A 16,639-nucleotide genomic window follows, 5' to 3' on the forward strand; every position below is an offset into this window, starting at 1 on the left:
AGGCGGCCACCCTGCCCGATAGCGTTCAGGGTGTATCCGTCTGCTGGCTTTCCAGCCAGCGCAGGACTTCGGCGGTGGCCTGGATCAGGTCCGCCGGTATGTACTGGTCGACATTGCCGTCGCGCAGCAGCGCCCGTGCCAGCGGAACTCGTTGCAGCACCGGGATTCCTTCTTCCTCGGCGATGCGCCGGACCCGCAGGGCCAGGGCGTCGGTGTGCTTCAGGGTGATCAGCGGCAGGGGTGTTTCGCCGCGTCGATAGCGTATGCCGATGGCGACGTGGGTCGGGTTGGCGACGATCACCGAGGAACGCCGGACATCCGCGCGCAGGTTGCTCGATTGCAGTTCCTGATGGAATTGCCGGCGCTTGCTCTTGATCTCCGGGCTGCCCTCCATCTCCTTGTACTCGCGCTTCACTTCGTCCTTGCTCATGCGCAACTGCTTGTAGTGCTGGTGGCGTTCGAAGGCGTAGTCGGCGACGGCAATCGCCAGGAAGCCGACCGCGCAGACCAGCATCAGTTGCCTGAGCATCAGCCCGCTCACCGGTGCCACGCAGTCCAGCCCGCAGGCGGGAATCCGCAGGAGGCTGGCCAGGTTGCCCTGCAAGGTCAGCCAGACCAGCAGGGAGAGCAGGGCGACCTTCAGGGTCGACTTGAGGAACTCCACCAGGCTCCGGATCGAGAAGATCTTCTTCGCGCCCTCCACCGGGTTGATCTTCTTCAGGTCCGGCTTGACGCTGTCGAGGCTGAGCAGGAAGCCGTACTGGCCGACATGGCTGAGCACCACCACCAGCGCCGCGACCAGCAGGACCGGCGCCAGCAGGTAGAGGAGTTCCTGGAGAAGGTTCTCCAGGATGGTCTCCAGCGCCTGGCGAAACGGCAGGTCGATGTACTCGGCGGGCAGCAGGAGCAGCTTGCCGAGATGCTCCAGGTAGTAGTCGGAAAAGCCCATCAGCAGCGCCACCAGCGACAGGATCAACGCGCTGGAGACAATTTCCTTGCTCTTCACCACCTGGCCCTGCCGGCGGGCGTCGCGCAGCTTCTTCGCCGTGGGCTGCTCGGTCTTCTCGGCGCTCATGGCGTCTCCAGCACGGGACGCAGCAGGCGCAGCGGGTCGACGGCGAGCAGCAGGGCATCGTAGGCGTGCTCCATGAGGATGCCCAGGTAGAGCACCAGCAGCAGGCTGGCGACCAGGCTCTTGATCGGCATGGCGAGGATGAACACGTTCAGCGACGGGGCGAAGCGGCTGATCAGCGCCAGGCCGAACTCGGCGAGGAACATGGCGATCAGCAGCGGCGCGGCGAACAGCGCGCAGAGCATCAGCATCTGCGAGAACTGCGCGTAGAAGAATGCCACCCATTGGCTGCCGAACTGCGGGAAGAAACTGCTCACCGGCCAACTGGCATAGCTCCTGAACAGCGAGCCGACCAGCGCGAGGAAGGCGCCGCCGGAGAAGAACAGGGTGATCAGCGTCTGCGTCAGCAACAGCCCGGTGGGGCTGGTCTGGCTGCCCAGGCTGGGGTTGAGGGTCGAGGCGAGTGCCGCGCCACGCTGGTTGTCGATGATGAAGCCGGTCGCTTCCATGGCCCAGAAGGGAATGGTGGCGACGAAGCCGATGAGCAGGCCGAGCAGCACTTCCTTGCCGATCAGCAGGGCGATGTCCAGCGCGCCGAGGGCCGGCGGCAGGCTGCCGGCGACGATCGGGTAGGCGAACAGCGCCAGCGAGCAGGCCACGCCGTTGCGCACCAGGCCGCCGCCCAGGGTCTGCTTGGCCAGCACCGGCAGGACCACGAAGCAACTGATGATCCGCGGCAGCAGCAGGCTGTAGGTCAGCAGCAGTTGCTGCAGGTCCTGGACGCTCATCGCACCAGCGGCACCTTCAGCAGGGTCATTTCGGCGAAACGGTACAGCTCGCCGCCCAGCCAGCCGCTGGTGGCGAACAGTACCACCACCACGGCCACCAGCTTGGCGACGAAGCCGAGGGTCTGCTCCTGGATCTGGGTGAGTGCCTGGACCAGCGATACCAGGGTGCCGATCAGGGCCGCGACCAGTACCGGCGGCAGCGACAGGACCAGCACCAGCCACAGGGTCTGGTTGGTGAAGTGGAGGATGTCGGCGCTGCTCATGGTCAGCCTCCGTAGCTGATGACCAGGCCGTGGGTCAGCCGCGCCCAGCCGTCGAGGAGGACGAACAGGAGCAGCTTGAACGGCAGGGAAATGGTCATCGGCGACACCATCATCATGCCCATCGCCAGGAGGATGTTGGAGATGATCAGGTCGATGGCGATGAAGGGCAGGTAGATCAGGAAGCCGATCTCGAAGGCTCGGGTCAGTTCGCTGACGGTGAAGGCCGGCAGCAGGATCAGCAGGCTGTCCGGGTCGAGCCGCTCGGCGTATTCGCTGGGCCAGACCTGGCGGGTGCTTTCCATGAAGAAGGTGTGTTCGCGCTCCTGGATCTGCCGCTTGAGGAAGTTCCGGTAGGGCGCCATGCCCTCGTCGAGAAAGCGTTCCACCGATGCCGAGTCGCTCAGGCTGACGTCGTGGTTGCGCAGGTAGTCGCGGGTGGCGAAGCCGACCGGTGCCATCACGTACAGGCTGAGGATGATCGCCAGCCCGTACATCGCCATGTTCGGCGGAATCTGCTGGACGCCCAGAGCGTTGCGCAGCAGCGAGAAGACCACGGTCATCTTGATGAAGGAGGTCGCCATCACCGCGATGAACGGGACCAGCGCGAGCAGGGCCAGGCCGAGGATCAGGCCGAGCTCGTCGGGCAACTGGATCATGCTTCGTCGTGTCCGAACAGGCGGGTTACGCGCACCCCGAGCCGGTCCTGGAGCCTGACCAGTTCGCCGATACCGAGGCAGCGCTGGTTGGCGAGGATGCGCACTTCGCCGTCCAGGGCACAGTCGAGATCGAGCAGCGAGCCTGGCTGCAGGGTGGAGAGGGTATGCAGGTCCAGGGTGCGGCGGCCGACCTCGAAGCTGACCGGGATCGGCAGTTGGTCGAGTTCGTGCAGGTCCTCGCTGTCGGCGAGGGAGGGGATGTCGTGCATGTCGAGCAGTTCCAGTTGCGTGGAGTGGAGTTGGCAGCGCGCCCAGGGGCGTCCTTCGAGAACCCCCAGCAGCGCTGCGTCGGGGCGATGGCCGGCAGGCAGCAGCAACAGGTCGCCGGGCTCCAGGGTGCGCAGCTCGCCGGCCTCCAGCGGCAGGCCGGGCCATTGCAGCGACAGGCGCAGCGGTATGGCCAGGCGTTGCGCCGAGGGGCGCGGCGGCAGGCGTGCCAGCAGCGTCGCGGGATCGCCGTCGAGCCAGAGCGCCAGGCGCTGGTCGTCGCGTTCCAGGCTCAGGCGCAGGCCCATCGCAGCGCGTGGTTGCGCCGGGCTCAGGCCGTACCAGACCAGGCCGGGAAAGACGTTGCCTTCGCGCTCCAGCAAGGCCAGTTGCAGGGCCGCCGGCAGGCTGGCGAAGGCTGCCTCCTGCAGGTTCGGCGCGAGCCAGCGGGCCAGCGCCGGGGCCTGGCAGAGAAAGCGCAGGGGCAGGCCGTCCCACGCCAGGCTCAGTTCGAGATCGACGTCGGGGGCGGCCTGGGCGATGTCCAGGCGCGCTTGCAAAGCGTTGCCGACATAGTGGCGACGGCAACGTGCGAGACGTCGCTGGAGATCCAGTTCGGCGCGGCTGGCGAGCGGCAGGTCGAGGTCCGCACCGTTCATTCGGCTTGCCACTCTTCATGCAGGTAGCGACGTTGCCGCGAGCGCTGGCCGCTGTCCTGCTGCTGATTGAAGGTGAGTTGCACCGGTTGTTCCGGATGCAGCCGTTGCAGGCGTTCGAGCAACTCGCCACGGGCTTGCTGGAGCAACGCCAGGCTGCCGGGGCTGGCACTGATCTCGACCTGCAACTGGCCATGGCCATGCAGGACCTGCACCTCCACGGCGCCGAGCTGGGGCAGTCGCACCTGCAGGCGCGCCGCATGGCTTTCGGCTGCGCTGGCGACCTGGATGCGCCCCTGCACGGCATCGAGCAGGCGCGCGAGATCGGCCAGCGGCAGTGGCCGGCTCCCGCTCGATGCCAGCAGGCGTGCCAGCAGGCGGTCGCCGGGGGTTTGCATGGCAGGCAGTGGCACAGGCGCTTGGTCGTCGGGGGGCAGTGCGGATGGATCGGTTTCTCCGGGTTGCCGACGCTCCTCTCCGCGGCCTTCGCCGCCCCCTGTCGGCGCGGGCGGCGAAGCCTGGGCACTGGCCTGCGCCGTGGGCGCGACCTCGGCTGCGGCTTTCGCCGGGAAGCCGGGGCCGGGCTGCGGCCGCTCATGCGTCCGACCTGCGATTTGCGGGTGGGAGGACACCGGCACCAGCGGCGGTTCGTCGACTGGAGGCGCCGAAACGCTGGCCGGCTCCCGGGCTTGCGTGGACGCCGCGACGCGCGCGGAGACCGCCGGCGCTTGCCGTGCTACCGATCCGGACGGCGACACTGTTGGCGTTGGCGTTGGCGTTGGCGTTGGCGTTGGCGTTGGCGTTGGCGTTGGCGTTGGCGTTGGCGTTGGCGTTGCGTCCGCGGCAACTGGCACGGGGGTTTGCCGAGTGGTCGGCGGCCGGTCGGCGGCAGGCGCCGCGGGCTGGTCGGCGAGAGGCGTCGAGGTCGGCGCGTCGGCTGTCGCGGCGGGCTCTTCGGCCTCTGTCGTTTCGTCGCCCTTGTCGAACGGTGGCCTGGGCGCCGGCGGTCGGTGCGCGGGCAGGGCCTGTTCGAAGGCGATCTGCTGCGCGCGCAGCGGCGGAAGGGGGGCAGGGGTGTCGGACGACACGAGCGGAGCCGTATCCACGGCGTTCAGCTTGAGCATGGCCAGGTCTCGTGGCGGGTGAATTCTTCCAGTTCGCCTTCCTCGCTGCGTTCGCGCAGCCCCTGGCGCTCGGCGTCGACGTGGCGCTCCAGTTCGGCGAACTTCTCCAGTTGCCGCTGGCGTTCCAGCAGTTCTCGCCGGCACTGCCGCAGGCGCTCGCGCTCCCCTTCGAGGCGCTGCGCGGCCTCGGCGCAGTCCTGTTCCAGGCCGGCTTCCTTTTCCCGCAGCAGCCCTACCTGCTGCTGCCAGGCTTCCAGGCGCCGGCGGTCGAGCATGGCCGCCTGGCAGGCGAGAAACAGCCGTTGCTCTTCGGCCAGTCGCCAGTCGCGGTAGTCCCGTTGTGCCGCCTGGCGCTCGGTGTGTTCCTGCGCCGCGGCGCGAACCCGTAGCAATTGGCGGCCCTGGGCGCGCTCGGCCCGGTCCAGGCGCAGGCGTCGGACGCGCAACAGCAGCGCCAGGCTCATGCGCAGAGGCTCCGCAACTGCGCGCAGGCCTGTGCGTAATCGCTGGTTTCGTGGGTACCCTGGCGCAGCCACTGGCGGATCGCCCCGATCTTCTCGATGGCCTGGTCGGCTTCGCTGTCCTGGCCTTTCTGGTATTCGCCGATCTTCAGCAGCAACTCGACTTCCTCGTACTTCGCCAGCCATTCGCGCAAGCGTCCGGCCGCATGGCGCTGATCGTCGTCGACGATCTGGTTCATGACCCGGCTCACCGAGTGCAGCACGTCGATGGCCGGATAGTGGTTGGCGGCGGCCAGCTTGCGCGACAGCACGATGTGCCCGTCGAGAATCGAGCGGGTCTCGTCGGCCACCGGCTCGCTCATGTCGTCGCCTTCCACCAGCACGGTGTAGAGCGCGGTGATCGAGCCCCGCTCGGATTGCCCGGCACGCTCCATCAGGCGTGGCAGCGCGGCGAACACCGATGGCGGATAGCCGCGGCGTGTGGGCGGTTCACCGGCCGCCAGGCCGATTTCGCGCTGGGCCCTGGCGAAGCGGGTCAGCGAGTCCATCAGCAGCAGGACGCGGCGTCCCTGGTCGCGGAAATACTCGGCGATGCTGGTGGCGACGAAACCGGCCTTGGCGCGCTCCATCGCCGGTCGGTCGGAAGTGGCGACCACCAGCACCGAGCGGCGCAGCCCCTGTTCGCCGAGGTCGCTTTCGATGAACTCGCGGACTTCGCGACCGCGTTCGCCGACCAGGGCGAGTACCGTCACATCCACCTCGGCATTGCGCACCAGGCTGGCCAGCAGGGTGCTCTTGCCGCCGCCGGCGGCAGCGAAGATGCCCATGCGCTGGCCTTCGCCGCAGGTCAGCAGGCCGTCGATGGCGCGCACACCCAGCGATAGCGGCCGCTCTATCAGGCGCCGGCTCATCGGTTGCGGGGCATCCCGGTAGACCGGATACCAGGCCGCCGGCTCGGCCGGCGGGCTGCCGTCGAAGGGGCGGCCGAGGCCGTCGAGCACCTGCCCGAGCAGGTGCTCGCCAACCGCCACGCGATGCATGCCGCCGGTAGGGCTGACTTCGGTGTTGGAGGAAACCCCGAGCATCTCGCCGAGCGGGGTGAGCAGCGCCTGATGCTGCTGGAAGCCGATGACCTCGGCGAGCAGCGCCAGGCTCTGGTCGGGATTGCGCAACTGGCAGAGTTCGCCGATGCGCACGCCGGGCACCACGGCCTTGAGCAGGGTTCCGGTGACCTGGGTGACCCGCCCGCGGATCTGGATCGGCCGGCAGCCTTCGATGGCGTGGCGCATCCGGACGATGAGAGGAGAGAGAGGCGCGGGCATGGCGGGTCGGTTCGGCTGGAGTCGGCGCGCACTATAGAGAAAGCCTCGCGCGACGAATTTCAGTGCCAGCCGGGAGTTTTTAGAAATCGGTTGCCGCCGCGGCTAAAAAAAACCGGCCGATATTGGCATCGGCGGCGCCGGGCCGGTTCCTATACTGCGCCGCCTTTGCAGACCAGGAACCACAGCCACGATGGACATCCTCCAGAGTTCCTCCGCCGCGCCCCTCGCGCCGCGGGAAGCGGCCAACGCCCCCGCACAGCAGGCCGGCGGCAGCTTCCAGGGCGAGCGCGTCCACTACGTTTCCGTTTCGCAGTCGCTGGCCGATGCCGCGGAAGAGCTGACCTTCGCCTTTTCCGAGCGCGCCGAGAAATCCCTGGCCAAGCGCCGCCTGAGCGACGCCCATGCGCGCCTGAGCGAAGTCCAGGCCATGCTGCAGGAGTACTGGAAGCGCATTCCGGACCTGGAAAGCCAGCAGAAGCTCGAGGCGCTGATCGCCCACCTGGGCAGCGGTCAACTGAGCAGCCTGGCGCAGCTCAGCGCTTACCTGGAGGGCTTCTCCAGCGAGATCAGCCAGCGCTTCCTGGCGCTGTCGCGGGCGCGCGACGTCCTGGCCGGGCGGCCGGAGGCGCGGGCGATGCTGGCGCTGGTCGACCAGGCGTTGCTGCGGATGGCCGACGAGCAGGGCCTGGAGATCGAACTCGGCCTGCGCATCGAGCCGCTGGCCGCCGAGGCTTCCGCCGCCGGTGTCGGCGATATCCAGGCGCTGCGCGATACCTACCGTGACGCGGTACTCGACTACCGGGGCCTGTCGGCGGCCTGGCAGGACATCCAGGCGCGCTTCGCCGCGACGCCGCTGGAGCGGGTCGTGGCCTTCCTGCAGAAAGCCCTGAGCGCCGACCTGGACAGTCAGTCGAGCCGGCTCGATCCGGTGAAGCTGGAGCGGGTCATGAGCGACATGCACAAGCTGCGCGTGCTCGGCGGCCTGGCGGAGCAGGTGGGGGCGCTCTGGCAGGTGCTGGTGACAGGGGAGCGGGGCCATGGCATACGGGCCTTCTGAATTGACCGGCGCAGTCATCGCCTTGCTCGAGAAGCGCTGGGTCGGCGTCGCCGAGGTGCAGGCGTTGCTCGAGCCGTTGCCGCTGGCCGACGTCGCCCGGCAGATCCATTTCTTCCGCGAACTGAAGCGTCTCTACCGTCTGTTGCCGGTCGAAGTGTTCGGCGACGACGAGCAGCGCCAGAATCTTTTGAATGCCTGCCAGATGGCACTCGACCTGGCGATCGAGCGCGAAGAGGAGCAGCAGCATGGACTGGGTTGAGCTGGCCGTCGCGCAGTTCTGCCAGGACCTGCGGGTGAGCGTACCGGCGCCGCTGGCGCGCGTGGTGCAACTGGATTTCGAGGACAGCGGCACCTTGCAGCTGGAACGCCATGGCGAACAGTTGTCGCTCTGGCTGGCCTGTGACCTGGCCTGGCACCAGGCCTATCGCGGCACCCTGCGGGCGTTGCGCCTGTGCCATGCGCGCGCGGCCGGGAGCCTGCCGCTGCGTTGCGCCTGGAGCGGCGAATCGCGCCTGCTGCTGTGCATCACCCTGGAAGCCCGGCAGGTCGGCATCCCGACGCTGCACCAGGCCTTGCAGGCGCTGCGCTCGGCGCGCAGCGAAGTGCTCGCCGCATGAGCCGGGTCGGTGCCTGGCACATTGGCATCGAACGGCTCGACCTGGCGCATGCCGAGCCGTTCGCGCCGCCCCTGCCGGAGCGCCACCTGCTGGCGCCCGACGGCCGGCCGGTGGAGACCCACGTCGCCAGCCTGTATCCCGCGCAGCAGGCGCAACAGCGCCTGTTCGACTACGCCCGGCCCCAGCTGGAGTTCCACGGCCTGCTGCGCCCCGGCGACTTCCGCCGGGCGCTGCGCGATCTCCGCCTGGCCCTCACGCTGCCCCGCCAGCCCGCCCTGCAGGCCGCGGCCTGCCTGCTCGGCGAGCGCGACGAAGACGAGCGACTGCTGCAAATGGCCCTGAACCTGTTGCACAAGGTATGAATCGATGACGTTGAAACCGACGCAACAGCGCCTGTTGCTGATGCTGGGCTGGCTGCACCTGCAATGCGGCCAGCCGCGACGCGCCCAGGTGTTGCTGGAAGCCTTGCTGAGCGTTGCGCCGGAGCGCCGCGACGGGCGCCGCGCCTTGCTCCTGGCGTTGCTCCAGCAAGGCCTCGGCGAGCCCGCCGTGCGCCTGTGCCGGCAGTTGCAGGAGGATGGCGAGGAGGAGCCCGGTCTGTGGCTTTGCCTGAGCCGTGCCGAACAGCTCGCCGGGCGTCTCGACGCGGCGCGTGCCGCGCACGCCCGGGCGCTGGAGCTGGAGGCGCGGGAATGAACGACCTGAGCGGGCTTCTCGGCCGGGTCGGCGAGCGCAAGGACATCCTGCTGGTGGTGTTGCTGCTGGCGGTGGTGTTCATGATGGTGCTGCCGTTGCCACCGCTGCTGCTGGACATCCTCATCGCCGTCAACATCACCATCTCCGTGGTCCTGTTGATGATGTCGGTGTACATCGGCTCGCCGTTGCAGTTCTCGGTGTTCCCGGCAGTGCTGCTGATCACCACGCTGTTCCGCCTGGCGCTGTCGGTGAGCACCACGCGGATGATCCTGCTGCAGGCCGACGCGGGGCAGATCGTCAACACCTTCGGCAGCTTCGTGGTCGGCGGCAACCTGGTGGTGGGCATCATCATCTTCCTGATCATCACCATCGTGCAGTTCCTGGTGATCACCAAGGGTGCCGAGCGGGTCGCCGAGGTCAGCGCGCGCTTTTCCCTGGATGCCATGCCGGGCAAGCAGATGAGCATCGACGGCGACATGCGTGCTGGCGTGATCGATGTCAACGAGGCGCGGGCGCGGCGCGCGGTGATCGAAAAGGAAAGCCAGATGTTCGGCTCCATGGACGGCGCGATGAAATTCGTCAAGGGCGACGCCATCGCCGGGCTGATCATTATCGTCGTCAACATCCTCGGCGGCATCGCCATCGGCGTCACGCAGAAGGGCCTGAGCACCGCCGACGCGCTGCAACTGTACGCGGTGCTGACCGTCGGCGATGGCATGGTCTCGCAGGTGCCGGCGTTGCTGATCGCCATCACCGCCGGGATCATCGTCACCCGGGTGTCTTCCGACGAATCGGCGGACCTCGGCAGCGACATCGGCGAACAGGTGGTGGCGCAGCCCAAGGCGCTGCTGATCGGCGGCCTGTTGCTGGTACTGTTCGGCCTGATTCCCGGTTTCCCGACCCTGACCTTCCTGGCTCTCGCGCTGCTGGTCGGCGGCGGCGGCTATTTCATGCTCTGGCGCCAGCGGCTCCAGGCCAGCGCCGGTTCCCGCGACCTGCCGGCGCTGCTCGCGCAGGGCGCCGGAGCGCCATCGGCCAAGGCGCGCGGCAAGGCTGGCGGCGGCAAGCCGAAGGCCGGGCGTCTCGCCGAGCAGGAAGAGTTCGCCCTCACCGTGCCGTTGCTGATCGACGTCGATGCCAGCCTCCAGGAACGTCTGGAGGCGATGTCGCTGAACGAGGAGCTGGTGCGGGTACGACGCGCGCTGTACCTGGATTTCGGCGTGCCGTTCCCGGGTATCCACTTGCGCTTCAACGAAGCGATGGGCGATGGCGAATACCTGGTGCAGCTACAGGAGGTCCCGGTCGCGCGCGGATGCCTGCGGCCGGGCTGGTTGCTGGTGCGCGAACGCGCCGCGCAGCTGGAACTGCTCGCGGTCCCCCACGAGCCGGCGGAGCTGCAGGTGCCGGGAGAAGAGGCGAGCTGGGTGGAGCAGGCGCACCAGGATCGCCTGGAGCGTTCCGGCTGTGCCTGCCTGGGCCTGGAGCAGGTGCTCACCTGGCACCTGTCCCATGTGCTGCGGGAGTACGCCGAGGATTTCATCGGCATCCAGGAGACGCGCTACCTGCTGGAGCAGATGGAGCAGGGTTACGGCGAGCTGGTGAAGGAGGCCCAGCGGATCGTTCCCCTGCAGCGGATGACCGAGATTCTCCAGCGCCTGGTCGGCGAGGACATCTCGATCCGCAACATGCGGGCGATCCTCGAGGCGATGGTGGAGTGGGGGCAGAAGGAGAAGGACGTGGTGCAGCTCACCGAGTACATCCGCAGCAGCCTCAAGCGCTACATCTGCTACAAGTACTCCAGCGGCAACAACATCCTTCCCGCCTATCTGCTGGACCAGGCGGTGGAGGAGCAGATCCGCGGTGGCATCCGCCAGACCAGCGCCGGCAGCTACCTGGCCCTCGACCCGGCGATAACCCAGGCCTTCCTCGAGCGCGTGCGGCAGACCGTCGGCGATCTCGCGCAGATGCAGAACCGGCCGGTGCTGATCGTTTCCATGGATATCCGCCGCTACGTGCGCAAGCTGGTGGAGAGCGACTATGCCGGGCTGCCGGTGCTGTCCTACCAGGAGCTGACCCAGCAGATCAACATCCAGCCGCTTGGCAGGATCGTGTTGTGAGCGCCGATCCGCTGATTCCCTGGTTTCTCGCCCGCGGCCTGGCGGTGCGTCCGCACTGCCTGCGCGACACCTCGATCGCGCTCGGCTGGCAGGTCCTGGCCCATGGCTGCGAACTGGCCTGGCGCTGCGACGGCGAGCGGGTCTGGATCGTGATGTTGCGTCGGCGGCAGGCGCGCAGCGGATTGGCCAATCCATTCGCCGCGCTGTACCTGCTGGCGGAGGCCACGCTCGATACGCTGGGGCCGCGCCAGCGTCTCTACGGCAAGGTCCTGGCGCTGGCCGGCAGCCCGCTGCCTGGCGAGCGCATGGAGCGCTTCTATCGCCGCTGGACCGGCGCCGCCGAGCCCGCCGACGGCTGGTTCGAGCTGGAGGCCGGGCGGGTGGTGACGCAGCGAAGCCTGCGAAAACGACAAAAACCCGACCGTGCCTGACAGGCTCCGGCGACGTCGACCCCTACCATGGGCGACATGAACGAATACACCGAAGACACCCTGCGGGCGACCGTCCAGGCCGCCGAACTGGCGATTCGCGACAGCGAGGAACGCGGCCGCCTGCTGGCGGAAATGTGGCAAGGCCTGGGGCTTGCCGCGGACGCCGGCCAGCTGCTGTTCCAGGCGCCGGAGCGAGAGCTGGCGCGAGCCGCCGAAGAGGAGCTGCTGGCCGAACTGCGGCGCATGCGCAGTTCCCAGCCGACGCAGGGCGAGCAGGGTACCCGGCCGCGGCGTCCGACGCCGATGCGTGGCTTGTTGATCTGAGGAATCACGATGGAAGTCAGAAACTTTAATGCCGGTCGCGAGCTGTTCCTGGACGAACTCCTGGCCGCGCCGGCGGCGCCTGCCAGTGCCGAGCAGGAGGAACTGCTGGCCTTGTTGCGCAGCGAGCGGATCGTGCTGGCCCACGCCGGCCAGCCGCTGAGCGAGGCGCAAGTGCTCAAGGCGCTCGCCTGGTTGCTCGCGGCCAATCCGTCCGCGCCTCCGGGGCAGGGCCTCGAGGTACTCCGCGAAGTCCTGCAGGCACGTCGGCAGCCCGGTGCGCAGTGGGATTTGCGCGAGTTCCTGGTGTCGGCCTATTTCAGCCTGCACGGCCGTCTCGACGAGGATGTCATCGGTGTCTACAAGGATGTCCTGCAGACCCAGGACGGCAAGCGCAAGGCGCTGCTCGACGAGCTCAAGGCGCTGACCGCGGAGTTGAAGGTCTACAGCGTGATCCAGTCGCAGATCAACGCCGCGCTGTCGGCCAAGCAGGGCATCAGGATCGACGCTGGCGGTATCGATCTGGTCGACCCCACGCTCTATGGCTATGCCGTCGGCGATCCCAGGTGGAAGGACAGCCCCGAGTATGCGCTGCTGAGCAATCTGGATACCTTCAGCGGCAAGCTGTCGATCAAGGATTTTCTCAGCGGCTCGCCGAAGCAGAGCGGGGAACTCAAGGGCCTCAGGGATGAGTACCCCTTCGAGAAGGACAACAACCCGGTCGGCAATTTCGCCACCACGGTGAGCGACCGCTCGCGTCCGCTGAACGACAAGGTCAACGAGAAGACCACCCTGCTCAACGACACCAGCTCCCGCTACAACTCGGCGGTCGAGGCGCTCAACCGCTTCATCCAGAAATACGACAGCGTCCTGCGCGACATTCTCAGCGCGATCTAGAGGTATCCATGAACCAGCAAGCGACCCCTTCCGACACCGACCAGCAACAGGCGCTGGAGGCCTTCCTGCGCGACGGCGGCACCCTGGCGATGCTTCGCGGACTCAGCGAGGACACCCTGGAGCAGCTCTATGCGCTGGGCTTCAACCAGTACCAGGCGGGCAAGTGGGACGACGCGCAGAAGATCTTCCAGGCACTGTGCATGCTCGACCACTACGACGCCCGCTACTTTCTCGGCCTGGGCGCCTGCCGCCAGTCCCTCGGTCTCTATGAACAGGCCCTGCAGAGCTACAGCTACGGCGCGCTGATGGACATCAACGAGCCGCGCTTTCCCTTCCATGCCGCCGAGTGCCACCTGCAACTGGGTGATCTCGACGGAGCCGAGAGTGGCTTCTACTCGGCCCGGGCCCTGGCCGCGGCACAGCCGGCGCACGAGGCCCTGGCCGCGCGTGCCGGCGCCATGTTGGAAGCCGTAACCGCGAGAAAGGATCGAACATATGAATCCGATAACGCTTGAACGCGCCGGACTGCCCTACGGGGTGGCCGACGCCGGGGATATCCCGGCGCTCGGCAGGCCGGTCGCGAGGGATGTCGAGAGTCTGCGGGTGGAGCGCCTGGCGGCGCCGGCCGCGGCTTCCGCGAGCGGCACGGGGGTGGCGCTGACGCCGCCTTCCGCAGCCAGCCAGCAGCGCCTGGAGGTCGCCAATCGTGCGGAGATCGCCAGCCTGGTGCAAGCAGTGGGCGAGGATGCCGGACTGGCGCGGCAGGTTGTGCTGGCCGGCGCTTCGACGCTGTTGTCCGCCGGCCTGATGTCGCCGCAGGCGTTCGAGATCGAGCTGGCGAAAATCACCGGCGAAGTCGAGAACCAGCAGAAGAAACTCAAGCTGACCGAAATCGAGCAGGCGCGAAAGCAGAACCTGCAGAAGATGGAGGACAACCAGCAGAAGATCAGGGAATCGGAAGAAGCCGCGAAAGAAGCCCAGAAGTCCGGTCTGGCAGCCAAAATCTTTGGTTGGATCAGTGCAATAGCTTCGATCATCGTCGGCGCAATCATGGTGGCAACCGGCGTCGGCGCGGCCGCGGGTGCACTGATGATCGCGGGCGGTGTCATGGGAGTGGTCTCCCAGTCGGTACAGCAGGCAGCCGCGGACGGATTGATCAGCAAGGAAGTGATGGAAAAGCTCGGCCCGGCACTGATGGGTATCGAGATCGCCGTCGCGCTGCTGGCGGCGGTGGTCAGCTTCGGCGGCTCAGCGGTCGGCGGGCTGGCCAAGCTGGGCGCGAAGATCGGCGGCAAGGCGGCCGAGATGACCGCCAGCCTGGCGAGCAAGGTCGCCGACCTGGGCGGCAAGTTCGGCAGTTTGGCCGGCCAATCGCTGTCGCACTCGCTGAAACTCGGCGTGCAGGTTTCCGACCTGACCCTGGACGTCGCCAACGGCGCGGCCCAGGCCACTCATTCGGGATTCCAGGCGAAGGCCGCGAACCGCCAGGCCGACGTGCAGGAATCGCGTGCCGACCTGACCACCCTGCAGGGCGTGATCGAGCGCCTGAAGGAAGAGCTGAGCCGCATGCTGGAAGCATTCCAGGAAATCATGGAGCGGATCTTCGCCATGCTCCAGGCCAAGGGTGAAACCCTGCACAACCTGTCCAGCCGACCGGCAGCGATCTGAGGAGGCGTCACATGATCGATACGCAATATTCCCTGGCGGCTACCCAGGCCGCGATCCCCTCCGAGCCGATCGCTCCCGGCGCCGCCGGGCGTTCCGTCGGCACGCCGCAAGCGGCTGCGGAACTGGCGCAGGCGCCGGCCACGCGGGCCGACCGGGTCGAGCTGAACGCTCCGCGCCAGGCGCTCGACCCGGTGCGCATGGAAGCGGCCGGCAGCGAGCTGGACAGCAGCGTCGAGCTTCTGCTGATTCTCTTCCGCATCGCGCAGAAGGCGCGCGAGCTGGGCGTGCTCCAGCGCGACAACGAGAACCAGGCGATCATCCATGCGCAGAAGGCGCAGGTGGACGAGATGCGCAGCGGCGCCACGCTGATGATCGCCATGGCGGTGATCGCCGGCGTCGGCGCGTTGGCCTCGGCAGTGGTCGGCAGTCTCGGCGCGTTGAAGAACGGCAAGGCCATCAGCCAGGAGAAGACCCTGCAGAAGAACATCGATGGGCGCAACGAACTGATCGACGCGAAGATGCAGGCGCTGGGCAAGACCTCCGATGAGGATCGCAAGATCGTCGGCAAGGTCTGGGCGGCGGACCAGGCGCAGGACAGTGTGGCGTTGCGCGCGGCGGGCCGTGCCTTCGAGAGCCGCAACGGCGCCCTGCAGGTGGCCAACACGGTGATCCAGTCCTTCGTCCAGATGGCCAACGCCTCGGTCCAGGTGCGCCAGGGCGAGTCGCAGGCGAGCGCCCGGGAAGAGGAGGTCAACGCCACCATCGGGCAGAGCCAGAAGCAGAAGGTCGAGGACCAGATGAGCTTCGATACCGGCTTCATGAAGGACGTCCTGCAGCTCATCCAGCAGTACACCCAGAGCCATAACCAGGCCTGGCGTGCGGCGGCCGGAGTGGTCTGAGCCGTCTCCGCGCGGGAGGAAAAGGCCACAGCGATGTGGCTTTTTTCTTAAAAGAAAAGTCTCTCAGTGACAAAAGCGATGCATAGCCCGGTGCTAGCATGCGCTGAGCTTTAGGAGGCGCCCCCATGGATTTAACGAGCAAGGTCAACCGACTGCTTGCCGAGTTCGCAGGCCGTATCGGTTTGCCTTCCCTGTCCCTCGACGAAGAGGGCATGGCGAGCCTGCTGTTCGACGAACAGGTGGGCGTCACCCTGTTGCTGCTCGCCGAGCGCGAGCGTCTGTTGCTGGAGGCCGATGTGGCGGGCATCGATGTGCTGGGCGAGGGGATCTTTCGCCAGCTCGCCAGCTTCAACCGCCATTGGCACCGTTTCGATCTGCATTTCGGCTTCGACGAGCTGACCGGCAAGGTCCAGTTGTATGCGCAGATTCTCGCAGCGCAACTGACCCTCGAATGCTTCGAGGCGACCCTGGCCAACCTGCTCGACCACGCCGAGTTCTGGCAACGCCTGCTGCCGTGCGACAGCGATCGCGAGGCGGTCGCTGCGGTCGGCATGAGGGTTTGAGTGGCCCCATGAAAATCGAATCGATTTCGCCGGTGCAGCCGTCCCAAGACGCAGGAGCCGAGACGGTGGGGCATTTCGAGGGGCGTTCGGTGACCCGCGCGGCCGTTCGCGGCGACGACCGTTCCAGCGTGGCCGGGCTGGCGCGCTGGCTGGCGCGCAACGTGGCTGGCGATCCGCGCAGCGAGCAGGCCTTGCAGCGCCTCGCCGACGGCGACGGCACGCCGCTGGAGGCGCGCACGGTCCGGCGCAGGTGAGGTGCTGGATGCTGTTGCCGCTGGCGTTGCTGCTCGGCGGTTGCGTCAGCCAGCCCGCGCCGATGTCGCCGAAGGTGACGGTGGGCGGTTCGGTGGGCGGCGTTTCCCTGCAGGCGCGCCAGGCGCAACTCAGGCTGCGCCTGTATGCCGTCGTTCAGGGAAGAATGCAAACGATTGCCGAGCGGCGCTACCGGGTGTCCGGGTTGCCGTTGCGCTATGCCTTCGATCTGGAGGTCGACAGGTTGGAGGGCGAGGCGTTGTACCTGCGCACCGAGCTTTCCTGGGTGGGCGTCGCGGCGGTCCAGGCGAGCGCCTGGCAGCGGGTGGCGGCGGGCGTCGATGAGCGGGTCCGGCTGGTTCGGCGCGACTGTTTTCCGAATTGTACGGCCGCTCGCCCGGAAGAAAGATCTGGCAACGATTGATACATTGCCTGCTGTTTCGGAAAGTGCGTATGGAGATTAAAGAAGTGCAAGTCTCGTTCGTTGTCAGGGAAGGCCTCGAATAATAAAA

General features: G+C 67.4%; 23 protein-coding genes. 15 read left to right on the forward strand and 8 right to left on the reverse strand.

All coding sequences use genetic code 11. The annotated features are described in order from the left end of the window. Positions 1-25: 25 nt before the first annotated feature. The 8 genes from pscU to pscN are packed head-to-tail and all read right to left on the reverse strand — an operon-like array spanning position 26 to position 6,609. Positions 26-1,075, reverse strand: a complete 1,050-nt coding sequence (pscU, locus tag VQ065_RS13675; protein WP_003087668.1) for a SctU family type III secretion system export apparatus subunit PscU — start codon at positions 1,073-1,075, stop codon at positions 26-28. After that, on the reverse strand, positions 1,072-1,860 hold the full coding sequence (gene pscT, locus VQ065_RS13680; RefSeq protein ID WP_003087670.1) for a SctT family type III secretion system export apparatus subunit PscT: 789 nt from the start codon (positions 1,858-1,860) through the stop codon (positions 1,072-1,074). The genes pscU and pscT overlap by 4 nt, the downstream gene beginning before the upstream one ends. Continuing rightward, positions 1,857-2,123 carry a SctS family type III secretion system export apparatus subunit PscS gene (gene pscS, locus VQ065_RS13685; protein WP_003087672.1) on the reverse strand — a complete coding sequence of 89 codons (267 nt, stop codon included), beginning with the start codon at positions 2,121-2,123 and terminating at the stop codon, positions 1,857-1,859. Before pscS ends, pscT begins: the two co-directional genes overlap by 4 nt. Before the next feature lie 2 nt (positions 2,124-2,125). Further along, complete coding sequence (pscR, locus tag VQ065_RS13690) at positions 2,126-2,779, reverse strand: SctR family type III secretion system export apparatus subunit PscR (protein ID WP_003087674.1); 654 nt, start codon at positions 2,777-2,779, stop codon at positions 2,126-2,128. Next, positions 2,776-3,705, reverse strand: coding sequence for a SctQ family type III secretion system cytoplasmic ring protein PscQ (pscQ, locus tag VQ065_RS13695; protein ID WP_003087676.1), 930 nt, complete (start codon positions 3,703-3,705; stop codon positions 2,776-2,778). The genes pscR and pscQ overlap by 4 nt, the downstream gene beginning before the upstream one ends. Beyond that, complete coding sequence (pscP, locus tag VQ065_RS13700; protein WP_074198390.1) at positions 3,702-4,826, reverse strand: type III secretion system needle length determinant PscP; 1,125 nt, start codon at positions 4,824-4,826, stop codon at positions 3,702-3,704. The genes pscQ and pscP overlap by 4 nt, the downstream gene beginning before the upstream one ends. After that, complete coding sequence (gene pscO / locus VQ065_RS13705; protein WP_003087688.1) at positions 4,814-5,290, reverse strand: type III secretion system central stalk protein PscO; 477 nt, start codon at positions 5,288-5,290, stop codon at positions 4,814-4,816. The genes pscP and pscO overlap by 13 nt, the downstream gene beginning before the upstream one ends. After that, on the reverse strand, positions 5,287-6,609 hold the full coding sequence (pscN, locus tag VQ065_RS13710; RefSeq protein ID WP_003100796.1) for a SctN family type III secretion system ATPase PscN: 1,323 nt from the start codon (positions 6,607-6,609) through the stop codon (positions 5,287-5,289). Before pscN ends, pscO begins: the two co-directional genes overlap by 4 nt. A 190-nt stretch (positions 6,610-6,799) precedes the next feature. On the opposite strand from pscN, the gene popN reads away from it, so the two are divergent. From popN to exsB, 15 genes are all read left to right on the forward strand, one after another. Further along, positions 6,800-7,666 (forward strand): SctW family type III secretion system gatekeeper subunit PopN, encoded by an 867-nt coding sequence (gene popN, locus VQ065_RS13715; protein WP_003087692.1) that lies wholly within the window; start codon positions 6,800-6,802, stop codon positions 7,664-7,666. Next, positions 7,647-7,925, forward strand: a complete 279-nt coding sequence (pcr1, locus tag VQ065_RS13720; RefSeq protein ID WP_003087693.1) for an Acr1 family type III secretion system gatekeeper subunit Pcr1 — start codon at positions 7,647-7,649, stop codon at positions 7,923-7,925. The genes popN and pcr1 overlap by 20 nt, the downstream gene beginning before the upstream one ends. Beyond that, positions 7,912-8,283: a type III secretion chaperone SycN gene (gene sycN, locus VQ065_RS13725; protein ID WP_003087694.1), complete on the forward strand. Its 372-nt coding sequence runs from the start codon at positions 7,912-7,914 to the stop codon at positions 8,281-8,283. Before pcr1 ends, sycN begins: the two co-directional genes overlap by 14 nt. Continuing rightward, on the forward strand, positions 8,280-8,645 hold the full coding sequence (pscX, locus tag VQ065_RS13730; RefSeq protein WP_003109499.1) for a type III secretion system protein PscX: 366 nt from the start codon (positions 8,280-8,282) through the stop codon (positions 8,643-8,645). Before sycN ends, pscX begins: the two co-directional genes overlap by 4 nt. A gap of 4 nt (positions 8,646-8,649) precedes the next feature. Then, positions 8,650-8,979, forward strand: a complete 330-nt coding sequence (gene pscY, locus VQ065_RS13735; RefSeq protein WP_003087695.1) for a type III secretion system chaperone PscY — start codon at positions 8,650-8,652, stop codon at positions 8,977-8,979. Next, a complete protein-coding gene (gene pcrD, locus VQ065_RS13740; protein ID WP_003087696.1) occupies positions 8,976-11,096 on the forward strand; it encodes a SctV family type III secretion system export apparatus subunit PcrD in 2,121 nt (706 codons plus the stop codon). Before pscY ends, pcrD begins: the two co-directional genes overlap by 4 nt. Continuing rightward, on the forward strand, positions 11,093-11,527 hold the full coding sequence (gene pcrR, locus VQ065_RS13745) for an LcrR family type III secretion system chaperone PcrR (RefSeq protein ID WP_003087699.1): 435 nt from the start codon (positions 11,093-11,095) through the stop codon (positions 11,525-11,527). Before pcrD ends, pcrR begins: the two co-directional genes overlap by 4 nt. Before the next feature lie 27 nt (positions 11,528-11,554). Further along, a complete protein-coding gene (pcrG, locus tag VQ065_RS13750; RefSeq protein WP_003087702.1) occupies positions 11,555-11,851 on the forward strand; it encodes an LcrG family type III secretion system chaperone PcrG in 297 nt (98 codons plus the stop codon). 9 nt (positions 11,852-11,860) lie between these two features. Next, on the forward strand, positions 11,861-12,745 hold the full coding sequence (gene pcrV, locus VQ065_RS13755) for a type III secretion system needle tip protein PcrV (protein WP_003087704.1): 885 nt from the start codon (positions 11,861-11,863) through the stop codon (positions 12,743-12,745). Between the two features lie 8 nt (positions 12,746-12,753). Next, entirely contained in the window at positions 12,754-13,260 is a 507-nt protein-coding gene (pcrH, locus tag VQ065_RS13760) for a SycD/LcrH family type III secretion system chaperone PcrH (RefSeq protein ID WP_003087708.1), read from the forward strand. Then, positions 13,241-14,413, forward strand: a complete 1,173-nt coding sequence (gene popB, locus VQ065_RS13765; protein WP_003087710.1) for a type III secretion system translocon subunit PopB — start codon at positions 13,241-13,243, stop codon at positions 14,411-14,413. The genes pcrH and popB overlap by 20 nt, the downstream gene beginning before the upstream one ends. Positions 14,414-14,424: 11 nt before the next feature. After that, the gene (gene popD, locus VQ065_RS13770) at positions 14,425-15,312 is read left to right on the forward strand and encodes a type III secretion system translocon subunit PopD (protein WP_014603714.1); all 888 of its coding nucleotides are present in this window, start codon (positions 14,425-14,427) and stop codon (positions 15,310-15,312) included. Positions 15,313-15,437: 125 nt separating this feature from the next. Further along, complete coding sequence (exsC, locus tag VQ065_RS13775; RefSeq protein ID WP_003100769.1) at positions 15,438-15,875, forward strand: type III secretion system regulatory chaperone ExsC; 438 nt, start codon at positions 15,438-15,440, stop codon at positions 15,873-15,875. Positions 15,876-15,883: 8 nt separating this feature from the next. Further along, positions 15,884-16,129 carry a T3SS regulon translocated regulator ExsE gene (exsE, locus tag VQ065_RS13780; RefSeq protein WP_003117722.1) on the forward strand — a complete coding sequence of 82 codons (246 nt, stop codon included), beginning with the start codon at positions 15,884-15,886 and terminating at the stop codon, positions 16,127-16,129. A gap of 8 nt (positions 16,130-16,137) precedes the next feature. Further along, positions 16,138-16,551: a YscW family type III secretion system pilotin ExsB gene (exsB, locus tag VQ065_RS13785; RefSeq protein WP_003087711.1), complete on the forward strand. Its 414-nt coding sequence runs from the start codon at positions 16,138-16,140 to the stop codon at positions 16,549-16,551. Positions 16,552-16,639: the final 88 nt, after the last annotated feature.

Source organism: Pseudomonas sp. KBN10P06128, from assembly GCF_037574945.1.
GTDB classification, from domain to species: domain Bacteria; phylum Pseudomonadota; class Gammaproteobacteria; order Pseudomonadales; family Pseudomonadaceae; genus Pseudomonas; species Pseudomonas aeruginosa.

What these genes read in the sequence shown, in the direction of transcription:
- pcrH (WP_003087708.1), top strand. Translation starts at nt 12,754, where the DNA reads ATGAACCAGCAAGCGACCCCTTCCGACACCGACCAGCAACAGGCGCTG.
- pscT (WP_003087670.1), bottom strand. Translation starts at nt 1,860, where the DNA reads ATGAGCGTCCAGGACCTGCAGCAACTGCTGCTGACCTACAGCCTGCTG.
- pscO (WP_003087688.1), bottom strand. Translation starts at nt 5,290, where the DNA reads ATGAGCCTGGCGCTGCTGTTGCGCGTCCGACGCCTGCGCCTGGACCGG.
- popD (WP_014603714.1), top strand. Translation starts at nt 14,425, where the DNA reads ATGATCGATACGCAATATTCCCTGGCGGCTACCCAGGCCGCGATCCCC.
- pscP (WP_074198390.1), bottom strand. Translation starts at nt 4,826, where the DNA reads ATGCTCAAGCTGAACGCCGTGGATACGGCTCCGCTCGTGTCGTCCGAC.
- popN (WP_003087692.1), top strand. Translation starts at nt 6,800, where the DNA reads ATGGACATCCTCCAGAGTTCCTCCGCCGCGCCCCTCGCGCCGCGGGAA.
- exsB (WP_003087711.1), top strand. Translation starts at nt 16,138, where the DNA reads ATGCTGTTGCCGCTGGCGTTGCTGCTCGGCGGTTGCGTCAGCCAGCCC.
- pscX (WP_003109499.1), top strand. Translation starts at nt 8,280, where the DNA reads ATGAGCCGGGTCGGTGCCTGGCACATTGGCATCGAACGGCTCGACCTG.
- pcrD (WP_003087696.1), top strand. Translation starts at nt 8,976, where the DNA reads ATGAACGACCTGAGCGGGCTTCTCGGCCGGGTCGGCGAGCGCAAGGAC.
- pscR (WP_003087674.1), bottom strand. Translation starts at nt 2,779, where the DNA reads ATGATCCAGTTGCCCGACGAGCTCGGCCTGATCCTCGGCCTGGCCCTG.
- popB (WP_003087710.1), top strand. Translation starts at nt 13,241, where the DNA reads ATGAATCCGATAACGCTTGAACGCGCCGGACTGCCCTACGGGGTGGCC.
- exsC (WP_003100769.1), top strand. Translation starts at nt 15,438, where the DNA reads ATGGATTTAACGAGCAAGGTCAACCGACTGCTTGCCGAGTTCGCAGGC.
- pcr1 (WP_003087693.1), top strand. Translation starts at nt 7,647, where the DNA reads ATGGCATACGGGCCTTCTGAATTGACCGGCGCAGTCATCGCCTTGCTC.
- pscN (WP_003100796.1), bottom strand. Translation starts at nt 6,609, where the DNA reads ATGCCCGCGCCTCTCTCTCCTCTCATCGTCCGGATGCGCCACGCCATC.
- pcrV (WP_003087704.1), top strand. Translation starts at nt 11,861, where the DNA reads ATGGAAGTCAGAAACTTTAATGCCGGTCGCGAGCTGTTCCTGGACGAA.
- exsE (WP_003117722.1), top strand. Translation starts at nt 15,884, where the DNA reads ATGAAAATCGAATCGATTTCGCCGGTGCAGCCGTCCCAAGACGCAGGA.
- pscY (WP_003087695.1), top strand. Translation starts at nt 8,650, where the DNA reads ATGACGTTGAAACCGACGCAACAGCGCCTGTTGCTGATGCTGGGCTGG.
- pcrG (WP_003087702.1), top strand. Translation starts at nt 11,555, where the DNA reads ATGGGCGACATGAACGAATACACCGAAGACACCCTGCGGGCGACCGTC.
- pscS (WP_003087672.1), bottom strand. Translation starts at nt 2,123, where the DNA reads ATGAGCAGCGCCGACATCCTCCACTTCACCAACCAGACCCTGTGGCTG.
- pscU (WP_003087668.1), bottom strand. Translation starts at nt 1,075, where the DNA reads ATGAGCGCCGAGAAGACCGAGCAGCCCACGGCGAAGAAGCTGCGCGAC.
- sycN (WP_003087694.1), top strand. Translation starts at nt 7,912, where the DNA reads ATGGACTGGGTTGAGCTGGCCGTCGCGCAGTTCTGCCAGGACCTGCGG.
- pscQ (WP_003087676.1), bottom strand. Translation starts at nt 3,705, where the DNA reads ATGAACGGTGCGGACCTCGACCTGCCGCTCGCCAGCCGCGCCGAACTG.